Here is a 17,316-nt window from a genome sequence, read left to right as displayed (position 1 = left end):
AAATTTGTCAATGAGCACAAGGGGCTTTCAACTCCGTTGGGGACGCCGGGGGATATCCAAAAGGGGAACAGGCGCTTTTCCCCTTTTGGTCGGGTGTGGGGTGAAGCCCCACGACTTTGATTCTGGGTTTAGCTTTAGCTAAAGATAAAAACTCTTGGCCTACCCTTTGCTTATCCACCGCAACGTTTACCCCTAAAAAGAACTAAACGCGATAACACTATGATGGATAAGCAACAACAGAGGGAGTTTCAATCTTGAGAAAGACGATGAAAATTATACTAGATGATCTAAAAGGGCCTGAAATTGCAGCACTTTTAACAGAACACCTCAACGATATGCGGGCAACTTCACCGCCCGAAAGCGTTCACGCATTAGATCTTGATGGCCTGCGTCAGCCCAATATCCGTTTTTGGACCCTGTGGGATGGCAATAATTTAGCGGGCTGTGGTGCACTAAAATGGTTAGATGCCGAGCACGCCGAGATCAAATCCATGCGCACCGCCGCGCCCTATAAGCAGCAAGGTATAGCGTCTAAAATATTGCAGCACTTGATTAACGATGCTAAAGCCGCAGGTATCAAACGTCTGAGTCTAGAGACAGGTTCGATGGACTTCTTCAACCCCGCTCGCCTGCTCTACTGCAAATTTGGTTTTGAAATCTGTGGCCCCTTCGACGGCTACCAACTCGATCCCAATAGCGTGTTTATGACAAAGAAAATCTAAAAAACATGCGCCTTAGTCTTTGAAATTCATCTCTAAGGCGCTTTTGCTGCAGTTAAGTATTCGCTCGCTTAACTACTGATGCAGTTCTGTGCCCATTCCACCAATGGATGATAAACCCAAGCAACACCCCCCAAAATGCGCTGCCGATGCCCAGCACACTAAAACCCGATGCCGTGACCAAGAAAGTGATAATTGCTACTTCGCGATCTTCCGTTTTAGCTAATGCAGCGGTCAGACTATTGGCAATAGTGCCGAGCAGGGCTAATCCGGCGATGGCTAGTACTAATTCCTTAGGGAAAGCGGAAAACAGGCCGACCACAGTGGCGCCGAGTAACCCAGTGATAAAGTAAAATACGCCGCCCCACACTGCCGCCCAGTAGCGAGTCGCGGGATTCGGGTCAGCTTCTTTACCCATACAAATCGCGGCTGTGATGGCGGATAAGTTAAAAGCAAAACCGCCAAAGGGCGCGAGGATAACCCCGATGAATCCTGTAGTCGTGATCAAAGGTGAAATGGGCGGCCTGTAGCCATTACCGTGCAGCGCAGCAACGCCCGGCATATTTTGCGAGGCCATAGTCACCACAAACAGCGGTAGCGCCACGCCAATCACACTCGCCAACGAAAACTCAGGTGTCGTCCACACCGGCATTGCCAGTTGCAACTGAACAGCATCTAGCTTGAGTAAATCTAATTGAAAACTCATGCCTATGCCCACCAACAAGGTCAGCAAGATGATGTAGCGCGGCGCAAAAGGCTTAACGACGACAAACACCAACAGCATGATTAATATGAGGCTCAGCTGGGTTTGCATCGCCTGAAATAGCCCTATCCCAAATTGCAGCAGGATCCCCGCTAACATGGCTGAAGCCACCGACTGCGGCATAATACGGATAAGCTTATCCATCCAGCCCGCCACCCCGCAAAGGGTGATTAACAGAGAACTCACCAGAAAAGCGCCTATGGCTTGGTTTACGCTCAACCCTGCAAGGCTGGTCACCATCAGCGCTGCGCCCGGTGTCGACCAAGCCGTAAGAATAGGATTCTTGTAGTAAAGAGATAACCCTATGCTGGTCACACCCATGCCCACACCTAAAGCCCACAGCCATGAACTGATCTGTGCTGGTGTCGCCCCCACAGCCTCCGCCGCTTGAAAGATGATCACAGCCGAGCTGCTATAACCCACTAATACCGCAATAAATCCCGCTGATATTTTTGATAAACTCCCTGCATCTCGCCACATATCCACTCCCTTTCTCTGCAATTGATGTCGCCATTACTTTGTGCGCTATAACTTATAAAATGAACAAGATAGCTTTTGTGCGCTATAACGTACGAGATGGACAAGATAGCACCTGTGCGTTATAACGTACAAACTAAATTTTCATAAAAATGATGGGGCCATTGTGCAGACGATAAACAGCTATCTCGCCACCACGCTTAAAGCACTTCGCAACCAAAAGGGATGGAGTTTAGATAAAGCCGCCCAAGAGACGGGCGTTAGTAAGGCCATGATAGGACAAATCGAGCGCGGTGAATCAAGCCCAACTATTGCGACGCTATGGAAAATAGCCAGTGGATTCAATATCTCGCTGTCGACCTTTCTCGAACCCACACCCCAGAGCCAAGGCGCAGTATTCCGTAAGCCCGACGAGTTACGCCAACAACCCGCCACCGACGGCATGCTAGTCGCCTCACTCTTCCCCTTTGAAGAGCGCTTCGGTTTCGAGATGTTTGAACTGACCCTGCTGCCAAACTATGAGCGGCTTTCTGAGCCCCATGAAACGGGTGTCACTGAGCATGTCATTGTCTTGAGCGGTACTATGGAAGTGCTAGTCGATGGCGAGTGGCAACCACTCAAGCAAGGTGAAGCGGTACGATTTGCGGCCGACAAACCCCATGGCTATCGCAATCTAAACGAGCAAGCCGTGGTATTCCACGACATCATTCACTATCAAAGAGCTAATGTGTCTAGCCTCTAACTACTTGCCTAGTGCCGGCAATGCCAAAAACCATTCACTGCCGATAATCTGCAGCGCTTGCACTCGCCAATTCATTAGAATAAACTTATTGAAAATTTTCTAATGGTAGGGGCAATGCTATGTTTCAATCTTTACTGGCTAAGTTATCCGGCAGCCACTCAGGCGAAAAATGTTGGCAATTGATTGAGCAAGGCGCACGGGTGATTGATGTGCGTTCACCAGAGGAATTTGCCTCCGGTCACTTGCCCCAAGCCATTAATGTGCCATTGCCAACGCTCGATCAATGGTTACACCAAGTTGACAATAAACAGCATCCCTTCGTGCTCTATTGTGGCGCGGGTATTCGAGCGCAAAAAGGCTGCGACATTCTCAAGGCCAATGGCTTTAGCTGCGTGGTAAATGGCGGTTCGCTTAAAGATTTAGTCTGCTGCCAGCCGAGCTAATTTAAGCCTTGGTTGTGCGGCGCTAATCAGGCCAGTCTGTACATTGTGATGACTTAAATATCTGCGAGGTGGTGTATGCATAAAACAAATCATGCCAAAGCGTTACAGTTTGAAGCCACACAGGGTAACACTGCTGAAAAGCCGCTTGAAACTGAGCGCCATGCACGCTTTAGCATCAGTCGTAATCGCGACCAAGCCAGCACTAAGGTGCGTTATGTTGAGACAAGCACCCTAGCCAAAGGCTGCAGCCTTTGCGAATAAACAGCTAAATCTGCGACTTAAAACTAGCCGCTCGAGTCTAGTTGCTCAAACCTAGCCACTTAAGCCAAGCGTGCTTAGCTGAAATGGACATACAAAAATGCCAGCCTATTAAAGGCTGGCATTATTTATTCAGCTAAATCAAATGACTCAGCTAATCAACGGAACAATTAAGCTTTCAGCTGATCGATACTGTGTTTCGCTTCGCCCATGCCTTTGTCGTGTGCTTCAGGACCCATGTTCAGCGCTTCGGCGTAAACCACTTCAACATTAGTGATCCCCATAAAGCCTAAAACCGTTTTCAAGTAAGGTACAACATGATCCGTTGGGCCATCTTTGTGAGCGCCGCCACGGGTCGTCACCAACACGGCGTGTTTACCTTCCACTAATCCTTTTGGACCCGTTTCAGTATAAGTAAAAGTCACACCGGCACGGGCGACAAAATCGATCCAGTTTTTAAGTTGAACCGGAATCGTAAAGTTGTACATAGGTGCAGCGATAACAATCGTATCGTTCGCTTTTAATTCAGCGACTAAGGTATCTGATAAGGCGAGCATTTCTTGCTGACGTGCCGATAATTCTGCACCACCGCGTAACCCAGAAGCGATTTCACCGTCTACCATAGGCAGTACGTCTTTACCGCCTAAATCACGCACTGTAATAGCGGCGCCTTGGGTTTCCCAGTGACTCGCTAAGTGATCAATTAACACGGCAGATTGTGAATAACCGCCAAGAATGCTTGATTTTAAAATTAAGACTTTAGACATAATCTGCTCCGAAAATAGGTAAATGACTCAGAGTCAGATGGAATATCTCAACTCTATGACGCTAGTGTATTAGCCCATAAAAAAGAAATAAAGCGGATAAAATCTGAGATTAGCTTCGATTTTTTAGAAAGGTTATACATCACCTTCGACGTACAGATACACTAAATTGCTTTCGACGCATTCATACTTTCGACGTACTAACATACAGGCCTTCAAAAACCGCACACAATGAATCCATACAATACAATTGCACTTCCAGCTTCACCTTAACTCTGCGCCCCCTTTGTAACGGGCTGAGATCCACATCTGGCCATTGTACTTTTACCACAGGGTCACAAGTCACAGGAGCAAGATAACGAATATGGGCATCGGCGAGCACAATATCACCCGCCACGCCCACTAACTGCTGATTTAGCCACACGGCACCCCAGCCTGTTAAGGTCATCAAGGTATAAATGCTGCCCGCAAACATGGTCTGATGCAGATTAATATTGGGCGTCATCGGCGCTGTGACTCGAAATTCTCCCTCGCTGTAATCGAGTGGCACTATCTGCATAAACTCGCTAACGGGGATCGTACTATGCCAAGTCTGACGTAATTTAATAAGCAATTGATCCATATGCATTCCCCTTAAGACTCCCTCTTAGTACAAGCGACATTGAGTATGCCTAGCATCCCATCACCTAGACCCCTTAAACATCACGATAGAAGCTACACCTGCAGATTAAAGGTCACTGGGCCATCATTGACTAAGGACACTTGCATATCGGCGCCGAACTGTCCGGTTTCTGTGTGAACGCCCTTAGCGCGGCAGAATGCGACAAACTCTTCATACAAGCCTAAGGCTTGTTCCGGCGTACCCGCCCCTGAAAAACTCGGCCTCAAGCCACGACCCGTATCGGCAGCCAAGGTAAATTGTGACACGACTAACAAAGACCCACCGACTTGTTCTAGATTGAGATTCATCTTGCCATTTTCATCGGAAAAAACGCGATAACTCATGACTTTAGTCGCCAACTTTTCCATCTTCTCGCGGGTATCTTCTTGCTCGACACCGAGCAGAACCAACAAGCCTTTATTGATTTCACCTAAGGTTTGGTTATCGACCGCCACACTGGCGCGACTCACTCTTTGAATTAACGCAATCACAACTTTTCCTTTTAGATTAAGGCTTAACGGGAACCATTTGCGGCATTAGCGGTAGCGGGCGGATATATTGCTCTACGCCATCAGGCAAAGATTGTACGACCTGCGCTAAGCCGCCATTCGTCCACAGCATAAAGCGACGTAATTCTTCTATTTCAATACGGTCGGCAAAGGTCACTGTACCTTGCACTTGGATCACTGCGCCTTGGTCCAACAACACAAACTTGGCAAAATTAAGCTTCTGATTCAAGGTGCCAATCACGGCAGGCAACTCTTGGCTGGCCTGCAATTGCGGATGCACTGCATAGAAGCGATTCATTAAAATACGGTCAATGCCCGCCGAATTGATACTCGGCTCAAGCAAGAATTGGTTATTGCCAAACTGCACAGCCACTTTAGTCGGCGCAACTTGGGTGGCGAGATAATTTGCGTTAATCAGCGCTTGGTACAAGCGATCAGCGGCAGTTTCATTGGTCAACCCACCGAGTTCAACGACTTTGGGCGCGACAGGGGCACTCACGACCGCCTGAGTCGCCACTTGATCAATCGCGCTGGTTTGCGAGGGCGCCGTGGTAGCACAGGCGGTTAATCCAAGTAAAGTGGCACTGATGAGCAATGTTTTCATTGTATTTCCCTTTGATGTATCCACGACCACATAGCATGGATTTCTGCTGTAACCGCCAAAAACAAAGACTCACTATTGAGCATATGTCCGCCATCGACAACAGATTGAATTGTAATAGCATGCTCCAACCCAGCCAAAAAATCGCGTAATAGCGTCGCTGGGCAAATCGCATCCTGCATTCCTTGCAATAACACACTACGCGCCTTCACTCTAGGCGTCACGCGCTGTAACACATTCATGGCATTGAAGTAATTATGTCGAGCAAAGTGTAACTCGATATTGGCTAATGCTAATACGGATTCGGGTAACAGCCTTGGTAGCACTAACCTCGCCCCCGCAAGCTGCAACTCCCACTGTACCCAACGCCGCGCAAAATGGTATCGCACATTTTCATCGGCTGATGCCAAACCTAGATGATACGAATCCAGCAGTTCAGTCAGCGATAACTGAACCGGAAAAATGTCATTGAAGAGTCGATAAGCAGCAGGTTGCAATTTTGCAGCGCCGTCAGCGCCATAGAGCCAGTCGAGACCTTCTTTGGATGGAATAAATAACGCCCACAGTACCTGTGCAATCACCCGCTCTGGGAATAATCCGCTGTAAATTAAGCCTAATGTGGCCCCAAAAGAGCCACCGGCTAAACACCAACGCTCAATATCCAATGCAAGGCGAATCGCCTCAATATCGCTAATCAAACCAGTGAGATGGTTATTTGCTAAATCGCCAAAGGGTAAAGATTGCCCAGAACCGCGTTGATCTAAAAGCAAAATCCAATATTGATCGCCAGTAAATAAAGCTAAATCACCGATATCACAACCCGCTCCTGGACCGCCGTGCAAATACAGCAGTGGGATACCTTGTGGATTACCGTATTGCGCCAGATGCAATTGCTGACCATTGCCAACGTTAAACCAGTCGCGACGGATAAAAGATGGGAAGGATTCAGGCATTCAGTGTCATCGCCATTAATAATCCTCTAATGGGGTCATTCAGATTTAGCCACCGCCTTGAGTGCCGTCACCTCAGCCGAAGTTAACACCGCAGCGGAATTTTCTTGGGAGGCATTTTCTAGGGGCTTAGCATTCAGAGCGGTTTCGTCATCATCTGAGCTCGACTCATAATCTAAATATTCAGGCATCGCGGCGGTAATTTCCGCGCCGAGTAATACTATCATCCACGATAAATACACCCAGACAAAGATAATGGGGATCACGGCTAAAGCACCATAAATCGCTTCATAACTCGGAAACTGAGTGACATACAAAGCAAAGGCTTTTTTGCCTAACTCAAACAAGATTGCGGCAACAATCGCCCCTAATAGTGCATGTAGAAACTTCACTTTTTGATTAGGCACCACCATATACAACAGCAAGAATGCCGCAACTGAGAACAGCATGGGCAAACGCTCAAGAAACACGGGCACCACACCCGACAACTGACCGTCAAAGACCTTCAGTGACACCACGTAGGAAGTGGCAACCAAACTGGCCCCCACCAATACCGGGCCCAAAGTGATGACCATCCAATACATAGAAAAAGCCACCACCACTGAACGCTTCTCTTTAGTACGCCAAATGTTATTGAGCGATTTATCAATGGCAGAAATCAGCAAAATGGCAACCACAACTAAGGCCGCAATCCCAACCGCAGTCCCCTTAGAGGCATTGGCCACAAACTCATTGATATACACTTGCACAGTATCGCCAGCGGCGGGTAAAAAATTCTGATAAACGAAACCTTCTATCTGTCCACGTATCCCCTTAAATACCGGAAAAGCTGACAGCATAGACATAGTCACCGCCACCATAGGCACGAGTGACAACAGTGTGACATAGGCTAAATGTCCGGCGCGAATATTGATTTGATCTTCAACTAAACGCCGTCTCAAATGCAGCAGGAAGTGCCAGATCCCGAGGAATAAGGCGCGAATTTGTGCCAGTTCTATCTTCTTAGTCACGGGTTTCTCTTGATTCTGTTGGTATAGACTCGTTATCTTCGTACAATAAACACTTAATTTACAAGTCTAAGGAGTGAATTGATGTCTCAACAAGGATCTGCAGGTAACGTTATTTCTGCTATTGCTAGCCTATTTTTTCCTGGGCTAGGCCAATTATTGCAAGGCCGAATAATGGCCGCACTGTTATTTTTCATTATCACAGTGGTGGGTTATGCCCTCTGGTGGCTGATTGTGCCCGCGGTAATAGGTGCTATCTTTCATCTGTGGAGCATTATCGATGCGGCTCGATTTAAAGCCGATTAATTAATTTCATTCAGCGACGGAACACCCAATGAAAAGACTGATAGCTTCAGGGCTGATTGCCACAAGTCTCCTGCTTAGTGGTTGCCAGAGTGCCTACTACGGCGCAATGGAAAAGGTCGGTTACCATAAACGCGATATTATGGTCGACAGAGTTAAAGATGCGAAAAAATCCCAACAGGATGCTCAAAAAGAGTTCAGCTCAGCCTTAGAAGAAATGCAAGCACTGCTCAATTACAGTGATGGCAACTTAGAAAAAGCCTATAGCAGAGCCAAAGATGAATACGAATCGGCTCAAAGTGCCGCCGACAACGTCAGCAACCGCATCAATAAAGTCGAAGATGTAGCCGAAGCACTGTTCGATGAGTGGCAAAATGAAATTAGCGAGATCAGTAAAGCTAATCTACGCCGCAACAGTGAAGCTAAACTCAAAGAAACGCGCCGCGCCTATGAACAATTGATTAAAAGTATGCGCCGTGCCGAGTCAAAAATGCCGCCGATACTCACCGCCATGAAAGATAATATGCTGTATCTCAAGCATAACTTGAACGCCCAAGCCATTGGTGCGATTAAAAGCGAATTTGCGAGTCTGCAAACCGATATTTCTGGCCTGATTAAAGAGATGAACACCTCGATTAACGAATCGAGCAAATTTATCGAAGCACTCGAAAAATCAAAAAATTAATCCAAATGCCCCACTGAATTCCTAAGCCCTAGCAAAATAAATTGCTGGGGCTTTTTATTCTTTGTGTGACCTGGCCCTCTGTCCCTGCAAGCCATACTTTATTTGTGCAAGACTAAAACACTTAGCTTTGTGAGCTATGGCGCGCTTTAATTGATTGATAGCGCGAATCTTAGATCTGACGCACAATTTCACTTATTACTCAAAAACTTATCCTCAGTTCACCACTCAGAGCCTGTACTTGTAACTTATTAGCTGTATTCATCACTATGACTTTTATCGAATCACTCACGCTGATGTTGGCACTCATGTATCTCGCCTCCCTCAGCTATTGGAGCGGCCAGAAATGGGGCGCGGTCGCCACACTGTTGCTCAGTATCGGTGCGGTGGCAATGAGTCTTTATTGGCCACTGGCTCTCGGGCTTCTTATTGCACTACCACTGATGCTACTTGGGCATAAATTTGCGCCTGATGCACTCAAGGGTGAAATTAAAATCAATACCCTTCGTGAAGGGACTCAACATGTCTTAGCGCTATCGCTCTTACTGGTTGCCATACAATACACAATCAATACCGTACTGCTTAAGCAAGGAATCACACCTTGGCTAATGCGCCCAGACGTAGTCGATGCCTTTTTACCGATTGCGGGTGGCATTGAGCTTAAGGCCATTATCAGCCTCAATTTGTGGGATCAAACCCATCCTGCGGCAGCAGTCATGCTAGCGGCGGTATTACTCACAGGTTTACTCTGCAAGCGGGCATTTTGCGGTTGGGCTTGCCCATTAGGTCTGGCAGGGGAATATCTGTATTCCTTTAGAAAACGCTTTATTAAATCAGAGCTTACACCACCCGCTTGGCTAGATTGGCCACTGCGAATGTTGAAATATCTATTACTCCTGGCACTTTGCTACATAGTCATTGGTATGCCAGCACAATCCATCCCCCATTATCTTGAAGGTAATTATCATAAGATTGCCGACTTGAAGATGGCATTGTTCTTCCTAACACCCAGCCTAATCACGCTACTGGTATTTGCGCTGATCCTCGCTTTAGCGGCATGGCGTCGTCAGGGATTCTGCCGTTACTTGTGTCCCTATGGCGCTATGCTTGGGATCTTAAGCTTTGCGAGCCCATTAAAAATCCGCCGCAATACCCAGCACTGCCTTATCGAAGCGAAAGGGATGAAATGCGACAAGTGCACCCGCGCTTGCCCAGCAAACATCATAGTGCACACTAAAACCACGGTTCGCAGTGACGAGTGCCAAGCCTGCATGCGCTGTGTCGCGGCTTGCCCTAAATCCGCCGCCCTCGGCCTTGGGCTGAAATCCGGCCACAGACTCGGTCATAAGGGATTGCTCGCATTAGTGCTTATCGCATTATTTATCCTACCGCTGGGCGCTTACTTAGCAGGTTTCTGGCATAGCCAAACACCAGACAACATCCGCATGGAATTGATCCAAGTGATTAATAGAATTGGGCACTAGATAATATCCCCAAAGCATACTGCAGATAATGGCTTACATCACTCTCTGCAGTATTTTTAATATATACGTCATAAAATTGATTACAATCAGGCAACAGCTAGACTTTATCGCAGATAATATTCCTATACGGATATTAGGAAAATGGTTTTATGTTCCCCAACGGAGCTAACCTATGCGACCCGACCGACAGCAATTGATCCATTCGTTATTTGACGAATATATTGAGATGTATGCCTCCCGTGATGACAGGCTAACTCGTCGCTTTAGTGATAACTTTAGCGGCTATGCAGGGAGCAGTGACCAGCTTGTCACCAGCAGGGAAGAATGGGTGCGAATCACTCGTCAGGACTTTGCACAAGTGCCTGAGCGAATCCACATCGAAATGTTAGATCTTTCTTTACAAGATCTTGCCGACAACCTCGTGGTTGTGACTGCCTTTTTCCATATCCACTTACCTATCCCTAATCCTATGCTTTCCCGCGAGACAGCACGGCTAGTGTTGATATTTCACCGAGAAAACAACGACTGGATGATTGTCCACAGTGGCATATCCATCCCCTACGGCTTAGCCCACAAAGGGGAAATTTACCCGATCGCGCGATTAGAGGAACGTAACGTCGAACTTGAATCCATGATCACAGCTCGAACCAGTGAACTGGCAGAAGCCAATAGGCAACTTGAAATACTCAGCAATACCGACGGTTTAACCAATATAGGCAATCGCCGCCTATTTGACATGATGTTACAAACAGAGTGGAGTCGAGGACAAAGGAGTAATTCCTCACTGGCCCTCATCATGCTCGATATTGACCACTTTAAACAATTTAACGATCACTATGGCCACCTCGCCGGAGACGATTGCCTTAAACAATTAGCGAGTACACTGTCCCAGTCCGGTCGCAGAGCGGGCGAATTAGTCGCTCGCTACGGGGGCGAAGAATTTGTCATTCTATTACCGAATGTCGACAAACAAACGGTACTCGATACAGCGCAGCATATACATCAGCTGATCCAAGCCATTGCCATTCCGCATGCAAATACCGACCTTGGGATTGTGACAGTGAGCGCAGGCGTCGCCTATCTGCAACCCTCTAACAAACAAAATGCTTTAGAACTCGTTCGCCAAGCGGACGCCGCCCTCTACCGCGCAAAATCCGCTGGCCGCAATTGCATACGGGTGATGGATGAGGACGACTAATACCCATTACTCAATTTATCCCAACAAAAAGCCCTGCACAGTTTCCTATGCAGGGCTTTTTAAACCGATTGGCTCACCTTAAGGGCGTGTCACCTGAATCAACAGGCTGGCATTAACCGCGGTTAAAGCGCTTACGATCGTTTTCAGTCAAGTGTCTCTTACGAACACGAATGTTCTTAGGCGTTACTTCAACTAATTCATCATCATCGATGAACTCAAGCGCTTGCTCAAGTGTCATTGTGATTGGCGTAGTCAACACTTGGGCTTCGTCAGTACCAGAAGCACGCATGTTGGTCAGCTGCTTACCTTTCAAACAGTTAACTGTCAGATCGTTTGAGCGAGCGTGAATACCAACCACTTGGCCTTCGTATACTTCAGCGGCGTGGCCGATAAAGAGACGACCGCGATCTTGCAGACCGAACAGTGCGAAGGTCAGAGCCTTACCCGTTGCGTTAGAGATCAATACGCCGTTAGCGCGTTGACCGATATCGCCACCTTTGTGCGGACCATAATGGTCGAATGAGTGATAAATTAGACCAGTACCAGAAGTCGCTGTCATAAACTCAGTTTGGAAACCGATTAAACCACGGCTTGGGATGATGAAGTCGATACGTACACGACCTTTACCATCAAGCTGCATGTCTTTCATTTCAGCTTTACGGGTACCTAATTTCTCGATTACTGTGCCTTGATCTTCTTCTTCAACGTCAACAGTCAAGGTTTCAAATGGTTCACACAGTTCACCGTCGATAGTTTTCAGAATAACTTCTGGACGTGATACGGCTAACTCGTAACCTTCACGACGCATGTTTTCAATCAAGATTGATAAATGCAATTCACCACGGCCAGATACACGGAAGCGATCTGGACTTTCTGTTTCTTCAACACGCAGTGCCACGTTGTGGACTAATTCTGTTTGCAGACGCTCCAGAATGTTACGTGAAGTCACATACTTACCTTCTTTACCTGCAAAAGGTGAAGTATTAACCTGGAAAGTCATGGTCAGAGTAGGTTCATCAACAGTCAAAGGTGGCATAGCTTCTACTGCACCAACGGCACAGATAGTGTCAGAAATTTTCAGCTCACCTAAACCAGTGATAGCAACGATGTCGCCAGCGTTAGCAATTTCAACTTCAGTACGGTCTAGACCCATGTAACCTAATACTTGGCCCATTTTACCGTTACGAGTTTTGCCATCAGCGCCAATAATAGTCACTTGTTGGTTCGTTTTAACGCTACCACGCTTGATGCGGCCGATACCGATAACACCCACGTATGAGTTGTAGTCGATTTGCGAAATTTGCATCTGGAACGCGCCTTCGGCGTCAGCATCTGGGAAAGATACTTTTTCAACGATAGTTTGGAACAGCGGCGTCATATCATCGCTCGCTACATCCGGATCTAAAGTTGCAAAACCGTTTAACGCAGAAGCGTAAACGATTGGGAAATCTAGCTGCTCGTCAGTTGCACCTAAGTTATCGAACAGATCGAATACTTGGTCAATAACCCAATCTGGGCGTGCACCTGGACGGTCAATTTTGTTAATAACAACGATTGGCTTTAGGCCTTGAGCAAACGCTTTCTTCGTTACGAAGCGAGTTTGTGGCATTGGACCGTCAACGGCATCAACCAGCAATAATACTGAGTCAACCATAGACAGAACACGCTCAACCTCACCACCGAAATCGGCGTGGCCTGGGGTATCAACGATGTTAATACGGTAGTCGTTCCACTTGATGGCAGTATTCTTTGCCAGAATCGTGATCCCACGTTCCTTTTCAAGATCGTTGGAGTCCATCACCCGCTCAGTGGCTTCTCCTCGGGTTGCAAGGGTGCCTGACTGTGACAGCAACTTGTCTACCAGGGTCGTTTTGCCATGGTCAACGTGTGCAATAATGGCGATGTTACGTAAATTCTCTAGCACGGATAAACCTCTTACCATCAAACAAAAATAGGGATATTTCAGTAATTCGTTATGGTGATCGAGCTCGATCTACCACAATAAAAAGCGTGCCATTCTACTCCAGAGCGGCCTTGGCGCACAGGATTATTTTTGAACACTTATAAAACAATTCGCCAATCCTTGGGTAATTTCCGCCAATCATCCACTGAATGAAATCCTCTATAGCCAGAGTTAACGCTCTGTTTAATTGCCATATTCGTAGGAAAAATCTGAGTTAAGCAGCTGAATTTGCTATTTTTCGTATTCAATGTTAGCACTGCTAATGTCGATTTAAGCATCAGCAAAATCGACTTAGATACAGAGAAATTACCACGTGAACACACTGCAATAAATTCTGCGGCACACTTAATCTAACGTTCATGTTGGCGTTTACATCCGATGACATTAAGACTCACTTCATTGTCACGGGATACCTTTATTACGCATCACTGATTTCACTTGGCCTGTGAACAGCAAAGACATTTCGCACATGAGAACGAACTCTTTCCTAATAATATGATAATAAACCACTATTGGATTGATAATGCGTGGCATAGTTGGACAGACTAGCGTGGTTTTATGACAATTATGCGGCGGTTATGCGGTGGTAAATAGTCCCGTTCTGTGCTGCAAGTATGTGCGAGCTTCAGTGAGGCAGTACTTACTTATACTGTGAAAGCCAAAGCGTCATTGCCATCTCAGTGCCATATAAGCGGTGCATGTTATCGCTGTGCATCCCAGCTTAAGGTTTGCATGAATCAATTCAGTGCGCACCAAAATGGAGTAATGCACCAAAATGCCACAGACAAAAGCACCATTATGGTGCACACGCGAATCCAATTAAGTGCAACAAAGATTTTAAACCATGTTAATCAGTAAGTTAAATTATTGGCATGGATATCGCTTTATAGCTCGTAAGTTTGGCTCAAGATAAATCTCTTGAGTTAAAAGATTATAGAAGGGGCATCCCTTTACCCTACCGGAGGCTTGAGAATGTCAGTTGAATCAGTTTTAAAGCAACTTGAAGAATTAGAAGTTAAGTTCGTTGATTTACGTTTTACCGACACTAAAGGTAAAGAGCAGCACGTATCTATTCCTTCTCATCAGGTAGATGCTGATTTCTTCGAAGACGGCAAAATGTTTGACGGTTCTTCTATCGCAGGTTGGAAGGGCATTAACGAATCAGACATGGTACTGATGCCAGATCCAACGACATTCGTACTGGATCCTTTCACCGAAGAAACCACAGCGCTGATCCGTTGTGACATTCTTGAACCCGGTACTATGACAGGTTACGACCGTGACCCACGCTCAATTGCTAAAAAAGCAGAAGCTTACCTGATCTCTACTGGTATCGCTGATACTGTATTGATTGGACCAGAACCAGAATTCTTCCTATTTGACGATGTCCGTTTCGGTACTGACATGTCAGGTTGTTTCGTTAAGATCGACGCTAAAGAAGCGGCTTGGAACTCAGGCACTAGCTACGAAGGCGGCAACACAGGTCACCGTCCATTTGTTAAAGGCGGTTACTTCCCAGTTGCACCGGTTGACTCATCACAAGACCTACGTAGCGCTATGTGTTTAGTGCTCGAAGAAATGGGCCAAGTGGTTGAAGCGCATCACCACGAAGTGGCGACTGCAGGTCAAAACGAAATCGCCACTCGCTTCAACACCTTGACTAAGAAAGCGGATGAAATCCAAATTCTGAAGTACGTAGTGCACAACATGGCACACGCTTACGGTAAGACTGCGACTTTCATGCCTAAACCCATCGTTGGTGACAACGGTAGCGGCATGCACGTTCACCAATCTCTGGCGAAAGACGGTGTTAACTTGTTCGCTGGCGACAAATACGCAGGTTTAAGTGAAACGGCTCTGTACTACATAGGTGGTATCATCAAGCACGCTCGCGCACTGAACGCTTTCACTAACCCAAGCACTAACTCTTACAAGCGTTTAGTGCCACACTTTGAAGCACCTGTTATGTTGGCCTACTCTGCCCGTAACCGCTCTGCATCAATCCGTATTCCAGTGGTACCAAGCCCTAAAGGCCGTCGTATCGAAGCACGTTTCCCTGACCCACATGCAAACCCATACTTAGGTTTCGCAGCGCTGCTGATGGCGGGTCTTGACGGTATCCAAAACAAGATCCACCCAGGTGAAGCGATGGACAAAGATCTGTACGATCTGCCTCCAGAAGAAGCGGCTGAAATCCCACAAGTGGCAACATCATTAGAAAACGCCCTTGAAAATCTGCAAGCTGACCATGAGTTCCTGACTAAAGGCGGCGTGTTCAGTGAAGATTTCATCCAATCTTATATCGTACTGAAAACAGCAGAAGCTGAGCGCGTAGCACGTACAACTCACCCACTTGAGTTTGAAATGTACTACAGCCTGTAATGGCTAGCGCTATACAACCGGCTCGCTTTATGTAATTTATACAGAAAATATAAAAGCCTCGATAGCAACGCTATCGGGGCTTTTTGTATTTTGAAGGTATATACAACTTTTATTCTGATTCAATCATCGCGTTGTTCTCTAAATAGGCATCATCGCCAACCACTCTTTTATCATTCAGAGAAGGCACGCCAGACACCGCGACAACAGCAACAATAGAGATAGATGGTTAAAAACCGATCTAAACTAAACATGGATGCAGCAGAAAAACCACCTATATAGTCGGAAGTTAACTACCGCGCCATTATTGTTAAGTGTCCACGCTTTATTCAACTAGGCTGGGTATTCTCAGGGGCAAAATCTACCAGTTGGGCAGGTTCGCCTGACTCAAATGACTCAAATGACGCAAATGGTACGCCATCTAACACGCGCTCATTTTTAAATACACGGATTTCAGAATCAGGTAACTGCGTCATCAGTAATGACAAGATAATGTGCATCTTATCCAATGGGCAATGAAGACGAATACTTGCACGTAAGCCCATTGTTCGTACATCCGATTGGCAGGCAATAAATGGACGATTCCGCGTTATCTTAATCAAATGGCGATGCCCATTTTTTATAGGACTCTCGTAAGTTGTCTCTACATTTTTAAAACCAGTAAAGAAAAATGCCCCCAGAGCCATTCCACCTACACCAACCAGCGCTGCTGGGCCTAAAAAGGCCACCCCGACAATACAAACCACCACCCCAAACCAAGCCAGCCCCCGCACTACCGCATAGGCTGCATCCGGAATAGCATCATGATAGGTGGTAACTAACCCCTCGGTGGTGAGCCGATAATGGTACTGTTTGTCTGCAAACCAGAGGTAACGAGCAGATAAGCACATAATTAAAGCCATGATGATTAACCCTATACCCAAGCTAGTATCGCCAGATAGCAAATAGCACCCTATAAGTGCTAAGCAACCACACGGGATCAGGAAGGTTAACCAAAATAGACCATAGACAGTCGCCACCCGAATATCCCACTCATAAAGCGTGGGCGCCTCACGCACCCGCTGCTGACGTAGCTTATTGAGCCGGCTTTGCTCCTCTTGGGGTAATTGCAGGTACTCAGTGCGCGGCAGGTCTTCATACCGACTGTCGTCCAACAGTTTTGTCTCTTGCTCTGTCGACGCCAACTGCAGCGGCGCTGCTCTCTTATTCATATAGCTATTCCTTTGCTGTGCCCACGGACTGCACGGTCATCGTTAACCTATCCACACAGCTCGTACTTAATGTCTTCTCACTCTTGACGATCTTGCCGCTAAAGGCCTGTTAGCATCTTGGTGGCAAAGCTGCCACTGATGACACCGAATCTCACGCCAATAACAGGCGTGAAAGAAAGCGTTAGACGGCATGGGTATTCTC

General features: G+C 46.8%; 18 protein-coding genes. 9 read left to right on the top strand and 9 right to left on the bottom strand.

Annotated elements, in window-relative coordinates; genetic code table 11:
* The first annotated feature begins 266 nt into the window (after nucleotides 1–266).
* Nucleotides 267–722: a GNAT family N-acetyltransferase gene (locus AAA952_RS22065; protein WP_338259636.1), complete on the top strand. Its 456-nt coding sequence runs from the start codon at nucleotides 267–269 to the stop codon at nucleotides 720–722.
* A 52-nt stretch (nucleotides 723–774) separates the two neighbouring features.
* Here the strand turns inward: AAA952_RS22065 and AAA952_RS22060 are convergent, their stop codons facing one another.
* Complete coding sequence (locus AAA952_RS22060) at nucleotides 775–1,962, bottom strand: benzoate/H(+) symporter BenE family transporter (RefSeq protein ID WP_338259633.1); 1,188 nt, start codon at nucleotides 1,960–1,962, stop codon at nucleotides 775–777.
* A 163-nt stretch (nucleotides 1,963–2,125) separates the two neighbouring features.
* On the opposite strand from AAA952_RS22060, the gene AAA952_RS22055 reads away from it, so the two are divergent.
* From AAA952_RS22055 to AAA952_RS22045, 3 genes are all read left to right on the top strand, one after another.
* On the top strand, nucleotides 2,126–2,701 hold the full coding sequence (locus AAA952_RS22055; protein WP_219251347.1) for a helix-turn-helix domain-containing protein: 576 nt from the start codon (nucleotides 2,126–2,128) through the stop codon (nucleotides 2,699–2,701).
* Nucleotides 2,702–2,820: 119 nt separating this feature from the next.
* Entirely contained in the window at nucleotides 2,821–3,144 is a 324-nt protein-coding gene (locus AAA952_RS22050; protein WP_105251132.1) for a rhodanese-like domain-containing protein, read from the top strand.
* 75 nt (nucleotides 3,145–3,219) lie between these two features.
* Nucleotides 3,220–3,405, top strand: coding sequence for a hypothetical protein (locus AAA952_RS22045; RefSeq protein ID WP_168826480.1), 186 nt, complete (start codon nucleotides 3,220–3,222; stop codon nucleotides 3,403–3,405).
* A 167-nt stretch (nucleotides 3,406–3,572) separates the two neighbouring features.
* Here the strand turns inward: AAA952_RS22045 and azoR are convergent, their stop codons facing one another.
* The 6 genes from azoR to AAA952_RS22015 all read right to left on the bottom strand — a co-directional run bounded on the left by azoR (nucleotide 3,573) and on the right by AAA952_RS22015 (nucleotide 7,897).
* On the bottom strand, nucleotides 3,573–4,169 hold the full coding sequence (azoR, locus tag AAA952_RS22040; RefSeq protein WP_338259628.1) for an FMN-dependent NADH-azoreductase: 597 nt from the start codon (nucleotides 4,167–4,169) through the stop codon (nucleotides 3,573–3,575).
* Nucleotides 4,170–4,350: 181 nt separating this feature from the next.
* Nucleotides 4,351–4,788 carry a thioesterase domain-containing protein gene (locus AAA952_RS22035; RefSeq protein WP_263164379.1) on the bottom strand — a complete coding sequence of 146 codons (438 nt, stop codon included), beginning with the start codon at nucleotides 4,786–4,788 and terminating at the stop codon, nucleotides 4,351–4,353.
* Nucleotides 4,789–4,880: 92 nt separating this feature from the next.
* Nucleotides 4,881–5,318 (bottom strand): D-aminoacyl-tRNA deacylase, encoded by a 438-nt coding sequence (gene dtd, locus AAA952_RS22030; protein ID WP_338259626.1) that lies wholly within the window; start codon nucleotides 5,316–5,318, stop codon nucleotides 4,881–4,883.
* A gap of 16 nt (nucleotides 5,319–5,334) precedes the next feature.
* Nucleotides 5,335–5,940, bottom strand: coding sequence for a hypothetical protein (locus AAA952_RS22025; RefSeq protein ID WP_219251342.1), 606 nt, complete (start codon nucleotides 5,938–5,940; stop codon nucleotides 5,335–5,337).
* A complete protein-coding gene (locus AAA952_RS22020; protein ID WP_338259624.1) occupies nucleotides 5,937–6,890 on the bottom strand; it encodes an alpha/beta fold hydrolase in 954 nt (317 codons plus the stop codon). Before AAA952_RS22020 ends, AAA952_RS22025 begins: the two co-directional genes overlap by 4 nt.
* A 35-nt stretch (nucleotides 6,891–6,925) precedes the next feature.
* On the bottom strand, nucleotides 6,926–7,897 hold the full coding sequence (locus AAA952_RS22015; protein WP_173497436.1) for a virulence factor BrkB family protein: 972 nt from the start codon (nucleotides 7,895–7,897) through the stop codon (nucleotides 6,926–6,928).
* A gap of 81 nt (nucleotides 7,898–7,978) precedes the next feature.
* Between AAA952_RS22015 and AAA952_RS22010 the strand changes: the two genes are divergently transcribed.
* From AAA952_RS22010 to AAA952_RS21995, 4 genes are all read left to right on the top strand, one after another.
* The gene (locus AAA952_RS22010) at nucleotides 7,979–8,200 is read left to right on the top strand and encodes a hypothetical protein (RefSeq protein WP_006079786.1); all 222 of its coding nucleotides are present in this window, start codon (nucleotides 7,979–7,981) and stop codon (nucleotides 8,198–8,200) included.
* Nucleotides 8,201–8,228: 28 nt separating this feature from the next.
* Nucleotides 8,229–8,882 carry a DUF2959 domain-containing protein gene (locus AAA952_RS22005; protein ID WP_173497437.1) on the top strand — a complete coding sequence of 218 codons (654 nt, stop codon included), beginning with the start codon at nucleotides 8,229–8,231 and terminating at the stop codon, nucleotides 8,880–8,882.
* Between the two features lie 266 nt (nucleotides 8,883–9,148).
* Nucleotides 9,149–10,363 (top strand): 4Fe-4S binding protein, encoded by a 1,215-nt coding sequence (locus AAA952_RS22000; RefSeq protein ID WP_105251123.1) that lies wholly within the window; start codon nucleotides 9,149–9,151, stop codon nucleotides 10,361–10,363.
* A 172-nt stretch (nucleotides 10,364–10,535) separates the two neighbouring features.
* Entirely contained in the window at nucleotides 10,536–11,561 is a 1,026-nt protein-coding gene (locus tag AAA952_RS21995) for a GGDEF domain-containing protein (RefSeq protein WP_338259618.1), read from the top strand.
* A 112-nt stretch (nucleotides 11,562–11,673) separates the two neighbouring features.
* On the opposite strand, the gene typA is transcribed toward AAA952_RS21995, so the two are convergent.
* Nucleotides 11,674–13,485, bottom strand: a complete 1,812-nt coding sequence (typA, locus tag AAA952_RS21990; protein ID WP_105251119.1) for a translational GTPase TypA — start codon at nucleotides 13,483–13,485, stop codon at nucleotides 11,674–11,676.
* Between the two features lie 1,011 nt (nucleotides 13,486–14,496).
* Here typA and glnA point away from each other — a divergent pair.
* Nucleotides 14,497–15,906, top strand: a complete 1,410-nt coding sequence (gene glnA / locus AAA952_RS21985) for a glutamate--ammonia ligase (RefSeq protein WP_113941334.1) — start codon at nucleotides 14,497–14,499, stop codon at nucleotides 15,904–15,906.
* A gap of 326 nt (nucleotides 15,907–16,232) precedes the next feature.
* Here glnA and AAA952_RS21980 read toward each other — a convergent pair whose 3' ends face one another.
* Entirely contained in the window at nucleotides 16,233–17,114 is an 882-nt protein-coding gene (locus AAA952_RS21980; RefSeq protein ID WP_338259615.1) for a hypothetical protein, read from the bottom strand.
* Nucleotides 17,115–17,316: the final 202 nt, after the last annotated feature.

The sequence above is a fragment of the Shewanella sp. M-Br genome (assembly GCF_036245925.1).
Taxonomy (GTDB): Bacteria; Pseudomonadota; Gammaproteobacteria; order Enterobacterales; family Shewanellaceae; genus Shewanella; species Shewanella oncorhynchi.
Note: the sequence above shows the minus strand (reverse complement) of the source record. Positions and strands in the feature narration are given on the sequence as shown.

Excerpts from the sequence above, each read along its gene's own strand:
- glnA (WP_113941334.1), top strand. The coding sequence starts at position 14,497 with ATGTCAGTTGAATCAGTTTTAAAGCAACTTGAAGAATTAGAAGTTAAG.
- azoR (WP_338259628.1), bottom strand. The coding sequence starts at position 4,169 with ATGTCTAAAGTCTTAATTTTAAAATCAAGCATTCTTGGCGGTTATTCA.
- AAA952_RS21980 (WP_338259615.1), bottom strand. The coding sequence starts at position 17,114 with ATGAATAAGAGAGCAGCGCCGCTGCAGTTGGCGTCGACAGAGCAAGAG.
- AAA952_RS22045 (WP_168826480.1), top strand. The coding sequence starts at position 3,220 with ATGCATAAAACAAATCATGCCAAAGCGTTACAGTTTGAAGCCACACAG.
- AAA952_RS22065 (WP_338259636.1), top strand. The coding sequence starts at position 267 with ATGAAAATTATACTAGATGATCTAAAAGGGCCTGAAATTGCAGCACTT.
- AAA952_RS22035 (WP_263164379.1), bottom strand. The coding sequence starts at position 4,788 with ATGGATCAATTGCTTATTAAATTACGTCAGACTTGGCATAGTACGATC.
- AAA952_RS22060 (WP_338259633.1), bottom strand. The coding sequence starts at position 1,962 with ATGTGGCGAGATGCAGGGAGTTTATCAAAAATATCAGCGGGATTTATT.
- AAA952_RS22025 (WP_219251342.1), bottom strand. The coding sequence starts at position 5,940 with ATGAAAACATTGCTCATCAGTGCCACTTTACTTGGATTAACCGCCTGT.
- AAA952_RS22010 (WP_006079786.1), top strand. The coding sequence starts at position 7,979 with ATGTCTCAACAAGGATCTGCAGGTAACGTTATTTCTGCTATTGCTAGC.
- AAA952_RS22020 (WP_338259624.1), bottom strand. The coding sequence starts at position 6,890 with ATGCCTGAATCCTTCCCATCTTTTATCCGTCGCGACTGGTTTAACGTT.
- AAA952_RS22050 (WP_105251132.1), top strand. The coding sequence starts at position 2,821 with ATGTTTCAATCTTTACTGGCTAAGTTATCCGGCAGCCACTCAGGCGAA.
- AAA952_RS22005 (WP_173497437.1), top strand. The coding sequence starts at position 8,229 with ATGAAAAGACTGATAGCTTCAGGGCTGATTGCCACAAGTCTCCTGCTT.
- AAA952_RS21995 (WP_338259618.1), top strand. The coding sequence starts at position 10,536 with ATGCGACCCGACCGACAGCAATTGATCCATTCGTTATTTGACGAATAT.
- AAA952_RS22000 (WP_105251123.1), top strand. The coding sequence starts at position 9,149 with ATGACTTTTATCGAATCACTCACGCTGATGTTGGCACTCATGTATCTC.